This is a genomic window from Thiomonas sp. 13-64-67 (assembly GCF_002282795.1).
Lineage (GTDB): Bacteria > Pseudomonadota > Gammaproteobacteria > Burkholderiales > Burkholderiaceae_C > Thiomonas > Thiomonas arsenitoxydans.
The window spans coordinates 23157-37288 of the sequence record NZ_NCKP01000010.1; the positions used below are offsets into that span (position 1 = coordinate 23157).

The 14132-nt window shown below is 61.8% G+C and carries 11 protein-coding genes; 8 read left to right on the plus strand and 3 right to left on the minus strand.

The genetic code is table 11. The annotated features are described in order from the left end of the window. Positions 1 to 55: 55 nt before the first annotated feature. The 3 genes from B7X30_RS04195 to B7X30_RS04205 form a co-directional block, all read right to left on the minus strand. The gene (locus B7X30_RS04195) at positions 56 to 1297 is read right to left on the minus strand and encodes a zinc ribbon domain-containing protein (RefSeq protein WP_288060396.1); all 1242 of its coding nucleotides are present in this window, start codon (positions 1295 to 1297) and stop codon (positions 56 to 58) included. A gap of 136 nt (positions 1298 to 1433) precedes the next feature. Next, on the minus strand, positions 1434 to 3074 hold the full coding sequence (gene groL / locus B7X30_RS04200) for a chaperonin GroEL (RefSeq protein ID WP_286729226.1): 1641 nt from the start codon (positions 3072 to 3074) through the stop codon (positions 1434 to 1436). A gap of 58 nt (positions 3075 to 3132) precedes the next feature. Beyond that, entirely contained in the window at positions 3133 to 3423 is a 291-nt protein-coding gene (locus tag B7X30_RS04205) for a co-chaperone GroES (protein WP_013104897.1), read from the minus strand. Positions 3424 to 3830: 407 nt separating this feature from the next. Here B7X30_RS04205 and B7X30_RS04210 point away from each other — a divergent pair, with 407 nt between their 5' ends. The 8 genes from B7X30_RS04210 (at position 3831) to B7X30_RS04245 (ending at position 14131) form a co-directional block, all read left to right on the plus strand. After that, on the plus strand, positions 3831 to 4298 hold the full coding sequence (locus B7X30_RS04210; RefSeq protein ID WP_286729228.1) for a type IV pilin protein: 468 nt from the start codon (positions 3831 to 3833) through the stop codon (positions 4296 to 4298). A 1-nt stretch (position 4299) separates the two neighbouring features. Continuing rightward, positions 4300 to 4782, plus strand: coding sequence for a GspH/FimT family pseudopilin (locus B7X30_RS04215; RefSeq protein ID WP_013104894.1), 483 nt, complete (start codon positions 4300 to 4302; stop codon positions 4780 to 4782). Further along, positions 4779 to 5279, plus strand: a complete 501-nt coding sequence (locus tag B7X30_RS04220; RefSeq protein WP_286729230.1) for a type IV pilus modification PilV family protein — start codon at positions 4779 to 4781, stop codon at positions 5277 to 5279. Before B7X30_RS04215 ends, B7X30_RS04220 begins: the two co-directional genes overlap by 4 nt. A gap of 1 nt (position 5280) precedes the next feature. After that, positions 5281 to 6612: a PilW family protein gene (locus tag B7X30_RS04225; protein ID WP_156054464.1), complete on the plus strand. Its 1332-nt coding sequence runs from the start codon at positions 5281 to 5283 to the stop codon at positions 6610 to 6612. Then, on the plus strand, positions 6600 to 7148 hold the full coding sequence (locus B7X30_RS04230) for a hypothetical protein (protein WP_156054463.1): 549 nt from the start codon (positions 6600 to 6602) through the stop codon (positions 7146 to 7148). The genes B7X30_RS04225 and B7X30_RS04230 overlap by 13 nt, the downstream gene beginning before the upstream one ends. After that, positions 7145 to 10669, plus strand: a complete 3525-nt coding sequence (locus tag B7X30_RS04235; protein ID WP_286729234.1) for a pilus assembly protein — start codon at positions 7145 to 7147, stop codon at positions 10667 to 10669. The genes B7X30_RS04230 and B7X30_RS04235 overlap by 4 nt, the downstream gene beginning before the upstream one ends. A gap of 116 nt (positions 10670 to 10785) precedes the next feature. Further along, a complete protein-coding gene (locus B7X30_RS04240) occupies positions 10786 to 11265 on the plus strand; it encodes a type IV pilin protein (RefSeq protein ID WP_156054461.1) in 480 nt (159 codons plus the stop codon). Between the two features lie 61 nt (positions 11266 to 11326). Beyond that, positions 11327 to 14131 carry a putative bifunctional diguanylate cyclase/phosphodiesterase gene (locus tag B7X30_RS04245; RefSeq protein WP_286729235.1) on the plus strand — a complete coding sequence of 935 codons (2805 nt, stop codon included), beginning with the start codon at positions 11327 to 11329 and terminating at the stop codon, positions 14129 to 14131. Position 14132 lies beyond the last annotated feature (1 nt).

Genomic DNA, 14132 nt, shown 5'->3' on the forward strand with positions numbered 1-14132 from the left:
CATGTCCTCCCTGGACGGTGGTGAAGTTTGGTCGGGTCAAACCCGGTACACGCTCTTACGGATTGTTTTGTTCCGACGAATTTGGGCATTCGGGAATCTTGCCCCACAGCGGATCGGGCGACAGCGGCGCGCCGCAATACTTCCAGCGCGTTTCCTGAATGCAGAGTTGCTGGGTGAAAAAATTACCCTTGGTCTGACAGGCCGCAAGCGCGGCGCGCAGGGCTTCGACCCGTCCCGTCGGCTTGGGTGGTGCGGCGTGAGGCACGGGCTCTGCGACGGGCGCGGGGGCCTGCGTCGGCTGAGCCGCTGGCGCCGCAGGGCGCGCAGGCGCAGCAACGGGCGCAAAGGTCTCCGGCTGGGCCTGACGTTGCGGCACCGCCGGAGCAGGCGTGGCCGTGCTGGGCTTGCGCACGACAGGCTCGGGCTTGGGTGCGACCACAGGCGGCGCCGACGCCACCGCCGGTGTGGTCGGCACGGCCTGCGACGCTGGGGCAGGCGCGGTCGCAGCAGTGCGGGATGCGCTCGCCGCCGTTGACTGAGCCGGAGCCGACGCCGCAAACGCCGCCTCGCTCGCACCTACGGAAGCGCCCGTCTTGTCTTGCTGCGGAGGTTGCATCGACCACCACAGCCCTCCCCCGCCTATGAGCAGCAGCGCAATCACGCTCGTGGCGATACCGCCGATGAGAAACGCGTTGCTGCCCTTCACCGGCTGCTGGGCGCCTTGGCCTTGGCCTTGGCCGAGCCCGGATCGAGGCGATTGATCGGGCGAGGCACTGCTGCGGGGCGGCGGCGCGGCGCGGGCCGCCTGTGCACGCTCGCGTATTTCCGCTTCCAACCGGGCCGTGGCGGCAAGGCGCTCGGCCTCGCGCTGCGTGCGCTCACGCTGCGCGGTCTGTTCGGCTTCTCGCGCAGCCGCGGCGGCTTCTTTCTCCGCCTGCTGCTGCTTCGCGCGCTGCAGTTGCGCCTGGGCCTGCGCTTGCCGATCAGCGGCCTCCTGCGCCTGTCGCTCGGCTTGCCGCCGGGACTGCTCGGCCTCGGCTTCGGCCCGTCTCGCCTCTTCAGCCCGGCGCGCCTCTTCGTCTCTCAAGGCCTGTGCATCGCGCTGCGCCTGAAGTTGCGCCGCCTGAAGTTGCTCCGCCTGCTCGGCTTGCTGGCTCGCCTCATTCTGGGGATGGGGGGCAGCGGCCTCTGGGGGCTGCATCGGCTTGGCCTGAGTCGGCAACAACGCGCCGCACTGTCGGCAAAACTTGGCGTCTTCTTGGTTCTGCGTGCCGCATTGGGTACAAAAACGTGGCATGTTGGCCCCCAGATCGAAATGGCAACGATCTTAGCGAGAGCGTTGACAGCTTCATGCGTTTTTCATGACAAAAAAGCCCGCCATCCTTACGGATGGCGGGCTTGCGTTGCAGCAGGCTGCTGAACGGGACCTGGAATTACATGCCCATGTCGCCCATGCCGCCCATACCGCCGCCGGGCATGGCGGGTGCGCTATCGTCCTTCGGCGCCTCGGCCACCATGCACTCGGTGGTCAGCATCAGGGCCGCCACGGAGGCGGCGTTCTGCAGCGCGGTGCGGGTGACCTTGGTCGGGTCGAGAATGCCCATATCCAGCATATCGCCGTAGGTGTCATTGGCGGCGTTGAAGCCAAAATTGCCCTTGCCTTCAAGCACCTTGTTGATCACCACGCTGGGCTCGCCACCGGCGTTAGCAACGATTTCGCGCAGCGGCTGTTCAATGGCACGCAGCACAATCTTGATGCCAGCTTCCTGGTCGTGGTTGTCGCCCTTGATCTCGCCTGCGGCCTGACGGGCACGCAGCAGCGCCACGCCGCCGCCAGCCACAATGCCTTCTTCCACCGCAGCGCGGGTAGCGTGCAGGGCGTCTTCGACACGAGCCTTCTTCTCTTTCATTTCCATCTCGGTGGCGGCGCCGACCTTGATGACGGCCACGCCGCCGGCCAGCTTGGCCACGCGCTCTTGCAGCTTTTCGCGGTCGTAATCAGAGGTGGCTTCCTCGATCTGGATGCGGATTTGCTTGACGCGCGCTTCGATGTCGGCGGCCACACCAGAGCCGTCGATGACGATGGTGTTTTCCTTGCCCACTTCGATGCGCTTGGCTTGACCCAGATCGGCCAGCGTGACCTTCTCCAGCGTCAGGCCGACTTCTTCGGCGATGACCTTGCCGCCGGTCAGGATGGCGATGTCTTCCAGCATGGCCTTGCGACGGTCACCGAAGCCCGGTGCCTTGACGGCCACGGTCTTCAGGATGCCGCGGATGCTGTTGACCACCAGGGTAGCCAGCGCTTCGCCGTCCACGTCTTCAGCGATGATCAGCAGCGGACGGCTGGACTTGGCCACTTGCTCCAGCGCGGGGAGCAGGTCGCGGATGTTGGAGATTTTCTTGTCATGCAGCAGCACGAACGGGTTGTCGAGCACGGCAACCTGTTTGTCCTGGTTGTTGATGAAGTAGGGAGACAGATAGCCACGGTCGAACTGCATGCCTTCGACGATGTCGAGCTCGTTTTCCAGGCTCTTGCCGTCTTCGACGGTGATCACGCCTTCCTTGCCCACCTTGTCCATCGCCTCAGCGATGATCTGGCCGACATTCGCGTCGCTGTTGGCCGAGATGGAGCCGACCTGCGCGATTTCCTTGGTGTTGGAGCAAGGCTTGGAGGCCTTCTTCAACTCTTCGACCAGCGCGGTGACCGCTTTGTCGATGCCGCGCTTGAGGTCCATCGGGTTCATGCCGGCGGCCACATACTTCATGCCTTCGCGCACGATGGCTTGGGCCAGCACGGTGGCGGTGGTGGTGCCGTCACCGGCGTTGTCGGAGGTCTTGGAAGCGACTTCCTTGACCATCTGCGCGCCCATGTTCTGCAACTTGTCCTTCAGCTCGATTTCCTTGGCCACGGACACACCGTCCTTGGTCACGGTGGGGGCGCCGAACGAGCGCTCGAGCACCACATTGCGGCCCTTGGGGCCCAGGGTCGTCTTGACAGCGTTGGCGAGAATGTTCACGCCTTCCACCATGCGGGCGCGGGCGTCCGCACCAAAAATCACGTCTTTTGCAGCCATTGAAATTCTCCGTAAATTTGCAGTTGAAGCAGGAATCAGATCACGCGAATGACGTGAATTACTTCTCGATGACGGCCATCAGGTCGTCTTCGCGCATCACCATCAGTTCGTCGCCGTCGACCTTGACGGTCTGACCGGCGTATTTGCCGAACAGCACGCGGTCGCCCACCTTCACTGCCATGGCCACCAGCTTGCCCTGGTCGTCATGCTTGCCCGGCCCCACGGCCAGCACTTCGCCTTGATCGGGCTTTTCCGCCGCGCTGCCCGGGATCACGATGCCCGAGGCGGTAGTGGTTTCTTGTTCGATACGCTTGACCACGACACGGTCATGCAGAGGGCGCAATTTCATGCAAATCTCCTGAAGTTTGTGGAAAACCGGGCGCCTGCTCGGAGCCCAATGACAAACCGCCTCCCGGACGATGCCCGGAACCGACGGCCAGAAACCCATTTTGAAGGCGCGTACATGACAGTGCGATGAAGCCGTTGTTAGCACTCACCTTCAACGAGTGCTAATTATAGGGACGGACTTTCGGGTTTCAAGAGCCAGCGCACAAACCCTGCAAGCGGAGGTGATCGCCAAGAAGTCCGCCGAGAGGTCGCCCGCCGCCTCAGTGCCCACCCAACCGTGTCACCAAATGTACATCCGGTAAATATTGGAAAGAATCGACCGTTCGTCGCCAGATTCACACCGTTCGTCGGCTCGCTGCGGCAGTTTGTGCAAAGCAATTCCACAATGCACGCAAGGAGAGTCCATCCATGCAGCGCAACCGCGGTTTCACCCTGATTGAACTGATGATCGTCGTGGCGGTCGTCGCCATTCTGTCGGCCATCGCCATTCCGGCTTACACCAGCTACGTCACTCGCAGCAAGCTGACCGAGGCGTTCTCGAACCTCTCCAGCATGAGCGTGGCCCTGCAGCAGTACTACCAGGACAACCGCACCTATGTTGGCGCTCCCATCTGCGCGACACCGCCCGCCGGAAAGGATTACCAGTTCAGTTGCCCCACCCTGACGGCGACTACCTTCACCATCACCGCCACTCCGACGGGCGGCCTCGTCGCACCCAGCTACGCCATCGATCAGGACGGCAACAAATACACCACCAACGTACCCGCCTCTGGCTGGGTCATGCCGCCCGGGGTGAACACGCCTCCCACCACGCCGCCTCTACCAGCCGGAACCTCATCGAACGGCTGGGCGCGCGATCAATCCGGAAACACCTGACATGTCCCTCATCAAGTCACGTCAGACGGGGTTCACCCTCATCGAAATGATGGTGACCATCGCCATCGCCGCCCTGCTCGGCCTGATGGTCGTGCCCAATCTGGTGAGCATGGTCGATTCCGGCAAAACCTCGGTGCTGGTCAACAAGTTTCCCCAAGACGTGGCCTGGGCACGCAATCAGGCGGTGACCACGCAGCAGCCGGTCACCATCACCCTTGGGGCAAACAACACCTGTACCTGGAGCACCAGTGTGGGCGGAACGGTGATTGCAGAGCACTCGATGTCGCCAAGCCAAATCGCCGCCAGCTACCCGGGCATTACCTGCAGCATCACCGGCGGCAACACGCAGACGCTCACTTTCGATAGCCAAGGCTTCATCAACACGGCGCCCACCATCACCGTGACCGCTGCGCAAGGCCAGACCTGGACGCTGCAGGTACTCGCCTCGGGCAGTGTGATTCTCAACGCCAACACCGCATCATGATCCGCCCATTCACCGCCCCTGCCCGCGCCGCAATGCATCAGGCCGGGATGTCGCTCATCAGCGTGCTGGTCGCCATCGTCGTTTTCAGTTTAGGCATGCTCAGCATCGCCTCGCTTTACAGCCTGGCCGTACCTGCCGTCACCAGCAACCAATACGCCACCGACACCGCTGCCTTCGGCAACCAATTCTGGGCATTGGTGCAAGCCAACCCAGCGGTAGTCGGTCAATTGGCGGCAGGCACTTCTACCTACACATCGAGCACGTCGGGCTCTGCCCCGCCAGCGTTACAGCCCTTTCTCGCCAATGTATTCAGCAATCCCGCAACCATGCTGCCCAATGCCAAGGTCACCATCACCCCCGGCCCCGATGCGCAAGGCAACGCCTGCAGTGCCGCTTCCTGCGGCCTCGGTTTGCAAATCCAGTGGAGCAACGTCGGGGGCGCCAATAGCGGCAACGCCTTGCGCACACAGAACTACAACTTCCAGCTGGGGTTTTGACATGCGACACCTCTGCCAGCGTTCTACGGCCACACATCAGCGCGGCCTGAGCCTTGTCGAATTGATGATCGCCCTGGTGATCGGGCTGATTTTTTCCATCGCCATCCTGGTGGTGCAATCATCGCTGACCAAGCAGAACGTCCAGATGTCGGACGTCTCGCAGCGTGACGATCAGGCCCGCGCCGCGCTCAACCTCGTCACCCGCGACCTCAGCAATGCTGGCTTCATGCTGGGCGGCGTACAGCCCGCATGCAGTGCCACACTGGCCTACGACAACGCAGGGGCCATGCCCGGTGTGTTCAACCAGTACCCCGTGTCGGCCGTATCGCAAACCACATCCCCGGCGCTGCCCACGGCCAGCGCGCAGCCCGCGCTGGCACCCACCTCCTACACCGCCACACCCACAGACATGCTCAGCATTTACGTGGCAAAAAGCGGCGTGGCTCCGCAGCCAGCCGGCGCGGCGATGACCTTAATCAATAGCACCCTGGTGAATGCCGCCCCAAATAAGGGATCAACTAACAGTGGACCTGTCGTCACGACACAACTACCGCTGAACAGCGTCACCGGAATCAATGGCGGCATGGTGGGTTACTTGCGCTTTTTTCTGAGAAACGGCCAACAGGCCCCTCAATGGGTCTGCATCCGCGTGCCGATCGTGGGCGCTGCGAACACTCAGACACCAAATCCGATTAACAGCCTTGACCCAACCCTGTTTCCAAGCAACGGTTACAGCGGATTCAATTCCGCACTGCAATCAGAGAAATTCTTGGCCAATGGCGTCGATCTTTCCAACGCCTACTTTCCGGCGCCGACACGGTTTTATCTCCCCTTTCATGACCCGGCCAACAAAGATCGGATCTTGGTGGTGTATTACATCGCCCTGTCCAATCCAGGCGCTGCGCCGGGAACTGCGGGCAACTATCCCATGCTCATGCGAAGCGAAATCAACGCGCTTAATGACCAAATCATCACACCCCCAACTCCCGTCGCCGCAGGTGTGGTGAGCCTGCAGATCTTGTTTGGCGTGGATGAAACCAACTCAGGCGCAATTACCAATTACCTGAACTGGAGTGACGTGGTGAGCAATCACTTCACGGGCAGCGTGCGTAGCGTGCTGTTTGGAATCATTTCCAAAACATTGCACAGCGACCCCAAGTACAACGCCCCCAGCGCAATCAACATCATGCCGACAACAGCAACTTTGCCAAGCACCGGGCCCGTGGCCTCTGACAGTTTCAAGCCTTATAACGTGCCCAGCGCATACGCAAATGATCGATTTTCCGTGCTGCAGTCGGAAGTTGCCGTGAGGAATCAAATATGGCCGCGCTGAAAGCGCCCTTGCAGCGCAAACCCCAGCGGTCCCCTGAGCAGCAAGGCTATGTGCTGCTGCTCACCCTCATCACCCTGCTCGTGCTCTTATTCGGCGTGTTGTTCACCATGCGCGGCGCGGCGCTGCAAACCGTGATGACTGGCAATACCGTGCAACGGCAAAAGGACGTACAGGCCAGCGACATTGCCCTGCGGGTGATTCAGCAAACGCTAACCAACGCCTCGAACAACGCGGGCGGTGTGGCTCTCGAATACATCTCACCGCAGCCCGCCTGGTTTTCCTCACCCTCAAACAGCACTGCAGCTTGGTGGCCAACCCCCAGTGCGACCTACTGGACGCAAGCGATCAACGCTGGAACCGCCTATTCGGTGCCCCTCCCGGCAGGAACGTCTGCTCATGCCTGGGCTCTTGTCGTGTCTGCCAATCTACCCCCAGACTCCGCAGGCTGCTCCTTCTACGACATCTTCATTCACACGATAGAAGCGAACAACGTCACCGCAGCCAACACCGAAGCCCTGTTCAAACTTTGCTCGTGAGCATCATGAAATCCCATATCCGTTCAGCAGTCTCTCTCTCGGTCTCTTTGGCACTGATGCTCTCGCCCTTTGCCACAGCACCTAGCGAGGCCCAAACGACCGGTACGCCTGACCGCCCGCAAATCGTCATCGCCATCGGCAACTCGCAGTCGATGGACGGCGACCTCAGCGGCGCCATCATGACCGGATCGGGCAATCTCTCCAGCGGCCTGACCAGCCTGTACAACAGCAGTTCGCCGGTCAACTACTCAGTGCCCTCCGGCTTCACACCGCCGATGACCCCGAGCCAGACCGCCTCGGCGCCCTATACCTACAACAACAACGGCACCCTGGTGGACAACGGCGCCAGCCGACTGAATGTGGCCAAGGCCGGTCTATCCTCGGTGCTCAGCCAGTATCTCCCCAGCATGGACTTTGCGCTGGAAGACTATTCAACCTCGGGGACGAGCCTTTACACCACTTGGGTGTATTACATGTCACCGAGCGGCGGTTTCACTTTCGCCAACAGTCTGCCGACCAACGGTTTCACCAGCTACGCGGCTTACCAGAGCTTTAATGCAGCAAATCCGAATGCCTCCCCCCCACCCACGCGCTGGGTCAATAACCCCTGTTACAAATACGGCAGCGCCTCGTCTTCGGTCAAGAGTTACTGCACTAGTTTGTCGAAATCCGGCTTGTATGGCAGCAGCGCGAGTTCCGCTGCCAGCACGCTGTCAGGCAATCAATACATGCAGATCGGCGCCTCTAGCGACGACCCGAACGTGAACGACGTGCTCTATTCGAATGGGAACTCAGGACTATTCGTGTCATACAACGGGCCCAATCCGGCGTCACCCTATCCACCAAATTTCAGCCTTAACGACTACGAAAACGGCTCGATTTACGTTTCCTACGCTAGCACTTCCCCCAAACAAGGCACATATGGCAACTTTGGCACCAGTCCGACAAATGCTGGCTATGTGCCGTACTCGCCTCAGGTGGTCTATGCCCAGCGCGGCTTTGGCTACTACGTGCAAAGCCTCAACGCGACCGGCGGCAACCAGGTCGTTTCCATGACCAATCTGGGCACAAATCCCAGCACATCTGCAGTCAACACGGCACTGACGCCTTTCACCACAGCGTTAAAGCCAGAGACCAACAATTCATCGTCCAGCGAGATCAAGGCGCTGGCCTATCAGTCTCCGACGGCGGGGCTGGTGCAGGGCGCGGGCAATGTGTTGAGTAATCTCACCGCTTCTTGCGCAGGTCAATACGTCATTTTGGTGACGGATGGCCTGCCAACGATGGACTTGAACGGCAATAACTGGCCGCCGCTGGGCAGCGCTGCGGGACAGGGTTATGGGGTCAATGCCGCGTTCTATGGCATTGCAGGCGACTCCAACCACGGTATCAACGACGATAGCGGCAACGTTCCCAGCGGTCAGACCCAGGGTGGCTTGGACAGCAGCAAGACCAATGACCAAGCGCTGATCGACACCATCACCGCCATTCAGGCGCTGAACAAAAAGGGCATCAAGACCTATGTCGTCGGCCTTGGCGCGGGTGTGGACGCCAACGCGAATCCCGCAGCCAATTACGCCCTCAACGCCATGGCCATTGCCGGTGGCACGGGGACGGAATACCCGGCAAATAATGTGAGCGCATTCAACGCAGCTCTGGGAAGCATCGCCGCACAGATTTTCGGCACTATCAACGTATCCGCACCAGTGGCGCCGTCACGCCTGCCAGCTGGTGGGCTGATTTATACCGCGACCTCCAACAACAACTCAGGTGAGTTAGCCGGGCATGTTCAGGCTTTCCGCACCGTTGCTGCACCGACCACAGGCGCCAGTGCCCCCATCGGCACGGCAAGCGGCCCTGCGCTTTGGGACGTGGGCGATCCGCAATACGGACTCATGACGGCGGCGAATCGGCAGGCCAATCTGTATTCCACCGTGTCGGCAAATAGTGGAACGGCACGCTCTGTTGCGACTCTTGCACAAATGGGCGCAGCTTCAGGCACCTACTCTGACCAAGCGGCTTTCGGATTCACCGCGGCCAGCCCAGCGATACCGAATATTCAGACCATTCTTTATTACACCTGGGATCCCTCCTACAACACGACAGGAGACACCACCTCCCCGGCCTACCCTGCCGGGCCAAGCGGATATTCCTATCTTGCGGGGCGACAGCTCAACTGGATGCTCGGGAGCTTCAGCCCGAATGATCAGTTGCAGTATTTGGCCCCACCATCAGACCAGTACTTAGGGGGGCTTGGCGGGTATGTGAATTTCGCGCGGAATGAGAGCGGGCGCCAGAAGCTGGTGTTGTTCACCAGCAACGACGGTTTTCTGTATGCGGTCGATTCCCAGACGGGCAAACTCGCGTGGGGTTGGATGCCGCGTGAATTTGTCGGCCAGCTACAAAACTATCAAAATTTCCAGCGCCTCCAGCTGTTTGACGGGGGTTTCACCACCACGGATGCCGTCGATACGACGACTAACCCTACAGCGTCGAACTGGGCGAGCTATGTGGTGGGTACGGCTAGCGCAGGGGCGTATCACTACGCCATCAAACTGGCGGACGACCCGTCCACCAGCCCGCCCAGCCCAACACCCACCAAGCAGACTTGGGGAATTTCCACGCCAGGCGGAAGCTCTCCACAAATGCAGGCGCCCATCATCGCCACGGTCAATGGTGCGCAATATGCGATCTTTGTGGTGAACACCAAGACTGGCTCTGGCAGCACACAAGTGACGACCAGCACGTTGTACGAAGTGAATGTGGCGACAGGTCAGCCCGCCAGCGGCTCGGCGCAGTCTGCCAGCTTAGGGCTCGGCACAGGAAACTATGTGACCAGCGCGCTGAACTATGACTCCAGTTCGGGCACGCTCTGGTTCGGTGACAGCCAAGGCCAAGTATGGAATGTGTACCTCACCGGAACAGCCACTGCTGACGCTGCCGGCCTGCAACTTGCAGGCGCAACCAATCCGGCTCAGCCGATCAATTATGTGGGCTACACAGAACAGGGCGGCATGCCATATTTCTGGGCAGCCACACAAAACGAGGTAACTGTGTTTGAGCAGGTAAGCGGCGGCTCTGGCTATATCGTCTGGGCCAGCAGTAGTTCCGGAGGATACGAGCCAGACGCCTCTGGCACTCTGCAACAGGCGTCTGGGGTGAATGCTTTGATGGGGCAGGTTTCTGCGGTGCCCTACTTAAAAAATGGCGTGTTTTGGGTCCCTGTCTATCAGCCCCCTACGGGCACGAATGTTTGCGGCGTTGGATCAGGGGGGTTGAATTACTTCAATTTTGTCAATGGATTAGAGCCAACCACCCCGATCACCTACAAAGGGCAAGTGGTCACCGGTGGATATATCTACCTCGGCAAAGGCCCCGCACTTAGTCCAACGGGCAGCAACACAACGACCGGTGCAATTATTTTGGCGACAACCCAACTGACAAACCTGAATACGCCGCCGACCCCGATCACCCAGTTGTTTCAAAACTTGAACAGACCGATCCTCTGGCGCCAATATTGAGCGGGATTGGCAACCCGGCCACGCCTTGTGGGTTTTCCTCCACAGCGCGCCGCCGGTTTGTGCAGCATTTCACAAAACCAGCCATTCGCTCTGCGTGGCGGCGCTACAAAGCGAGCATGAATCTGTCCATCTCCTGCTCCTGCACGCCCGGCAAGCGCTCGCGCGGCTTCACCCTGCTGGAGTTGATGATGGCCATTGCCCTGGTGGGCGTGCTCACGGCCATCGCCCTGCCGATTTACAGCGGCTACCGGCTCAAGGTTGAAAATGCCCAGGCGCAGCAAGACGTGGTGTCCATCTCTGCGGCCATCCAGAACTATTGGGTTTACAACCGCACGTTGCCCAATTCGCTGGCCGACATCGGCATGGCGGGCAAGCTCGATCCCTGGGGCCACCCCTATGTTTACTACAACATCGAGGAAAACGGCAAAGGCGGCGCGCGCAAGGACAAGGCGCTCAACCCCATCAACACCGACTTCGATCTCTACAGCATGGGGGCGAACGGGCAGACCAAATCGCAGATCAGCAACAAGGTCAGCCTTGATGACATCATCCGCGCCAACAACGGCGCGTATATCGGCCTGGCCGCCAATTACTGAGCCCGTGGCCTGCGCCTCTTACTTCCCCTGCGGCGCTACGCCGCGTTGTCGTTGAGCAGCGATGCGCTCGCCGCGCCTGTCCACCTGGTTTTCCGGCAGCCGCCTGGGGCGCCAGTTGTTTGCCTTGTTCGTCGTTGCGGCACTGGTGCCGCTGGCGCTGTCGGACTGGTTGTCGAGCACAGCGGTCAACCAGGTGGCGCAGCAGCTCAATATGCAGAGCCAGCAGCGCATGACCCGGCAGGTCAGCCGTCAGGTGTTCGACCGTTTGCTCACGGCCAAAACCCTGCTGCTCGCCTTGCCGTCCTCCGCGCCGCAAGCTGACGCGCAGCTCCCGGGTTTGGGGCGGGCGTTTGATGCACTGCTGCTGCAAACGCCGCAGGGCAAGCCGGAATGGGCCTCCGCAAACGCCGCCAATCTGTGGCGCAACTGGCAGCGCGCCTTCCCCGCCATCCCGCCGGTTCAACCCCTCATGGATACCAGCGCCGGTTTGACGCAGGTGTTGTTGCGCACGCATCGCGCGACGGGCGAACCGACCCGGGTCTACCTGGCCGCCTTGCAAAACGGGCAGCCCCGGTGGATTGCAGAACTCAACCCGAAATTCCTCTGGGGCCCGGTGCATGATGCGATGGATGGCGGCGTGTGGAGCGTGCGCAATGCCGAAGGCGCCTTGCTTTACCCCGTTGCCAACGTCACGGCACCCGCCGCCCAGCGCGGCACAGCGGCCGGCTCGGTGTTTCGCTTTCAGCTTTTTCTTGGCGGCGAGTTTGGCGCGCCAGACTGGCTGTTCATTCAACAAGCGCCGCCGCCCCGCGTGAGCTGGCTGGGCTGGCCGCTGGCGGTGTGGCTGGGCCTCGTGGCGGCGGCCACGCTGCTGCTGATCGCCCTGCTCGCGCAGCGGCAAATTCGCCGCACCCTGGTGCCGTTGGAACAACTCACCGCGGGCACACGCAGCCTGGCCGCCGGCGACAACAGCGCACGCGTGCAAGTGCACAGCCAAGACGAGTTCGGCGTGTTGGCCGGTGCATTCAACGACATGGCGGCCAAGATCGGCGCGCAGTTTCATGCGCTGGAAGGGCTGGCCGCGATGGACCGCGACATTCTGTCGGGCGCTTCGGTGGACAGCCTGGCCCGGCGCGTGCTCGATCAGCTCGAAGGGCTCTACCCCGAAGCCAGCGCCGCGGTGATCTGGCAGAAAGAGCCGCGGAATTTCCGCCGCGCCGTGCTGTGGCACGACGGCAAGACGAATAAAACCGTGTTCGACGTGCGCGACTTGGCCTGCGATGCGGCCGCCCAGGCCCAGTGGTCAGGGCTGCAAGGCGATCGGCAGTTTCAGATCAACAGTCTGGGCGAAAACGCTTTGCGCGACGCCCCCTGCCTGCGCAGCCTCATGCCCCCTGCGGACGGCTGGGTGGCGCTGCTGCCGCTGCGGCAGGGCGAAGCGGTACAAGCCCTCATCGCCCTCGGCCTGCCCGCTGAGCCTGCCGCGAGCGAGTTGCAACCCGCCGTCGAAGTGCGTGATCGCTTGGCCGTGGGTCTGGCCGCGCAAGACCGCGAGCGGGCGCTGGTGCATCAAGCCACACACGACAGCCTCACCGGCCTGCTCAACCGCCACGGCCTGCACGAAAAGCTCGACGCCCTGCTGGCGCCCGGCCAGGCCGCCGCACCGCTGGCCTTGCTCTACATCGACCTCGACAACTTCAAGGAAGTCAACGACAGCCGCGGCCATGCTGCGGGCGACGCGCTGCTGTGCCAGGCCAGCGAGCGGCTGCGCACCCGCCTGCAGGCCAACGGCATCGTGGCGCGCCAGGGCGGAGATGAGTTCACCCTGGTGCTGCCCTTGGCCGACGCGGCCACGGCGCAGGCCACGGCGGACGCCATGATTCGCGCCCTGCGCGAGCCGTTCGAGCTGGCGGGCGGCCCGGTTCAAGTGGGCGCCAGCGTGGGCATTGCCCTGTGCCCGCAGCATGCCTGCGAGCGCAACGAACTGCTGCGCTGCGCCGACATTGCGCTGTACGCCGCCAAGGCCTATGGCCGTGGCCGCGCCCAAATGTTCAACCCCACGCTCGACGCCGAAGCCCGCACCCTGGCCCAGCTGCTGGCCGACCTGCGGCAGGCGCTGGTGCGCAGTGAATTTGTCGCTTTCTATCAACCGCGTGTCAACGCTGCCGATGGCCGCATCACCTCTGCCGAAGCGCTGATCCGGTGGCATCACCCGCAGCGCGGGCTGCTGTTCCCCGATGCGTTCATTGCCGTGGCCGAGTCGTATGGGCTGATTGCGGCCATCGGCCGCTGGATGCTGGACGCCGCCTGCCAGCAAATGGCCCAGTGGCGGCGCGAAGGCATCGATATCGCGCGGGTGTCGGTGAATGTCTCCGCCGTTCAGTTTGAATCGGGCGAACTCGTCGGGCAGGTGCAAAACGCGCTGGAACGCCACGCCGTCCCGCCCGCCACGCTCGAACTCGAAATCACCGAGAGCCTGCTGGTGGATGAAAACGACGCCCTGTTCGCCCAGCTCACCGCGCTACGCGACATGGGCGTGACCCTTGCGCTCGACGACTTCGGCACCGGCTATTCATCCATGGCGGCGCTGCGCAAGCTGCCGATCGACGTGATGAAAATCGACCGATCGTTTGTCATCGATCTGGAAACCGACGCCAGCGCCCTGCCCGCGGTACGCGCCATCGTGGCGCTGGCGCAGGCCTCGCATCTGCACCTCGTGGCCGAAGGCGTGGAAACCGAGACGCAGGCGCGCATGCTGCGCGAACTGGGCTGTCACGAGTTGCAGGGCTATCTGTATTCACGCCCCGTCGAGCCCTCGAAGTTTCTGCAACTTCCCGGCTTGCGCCACGGCGCGCCCGCAGCCTGAA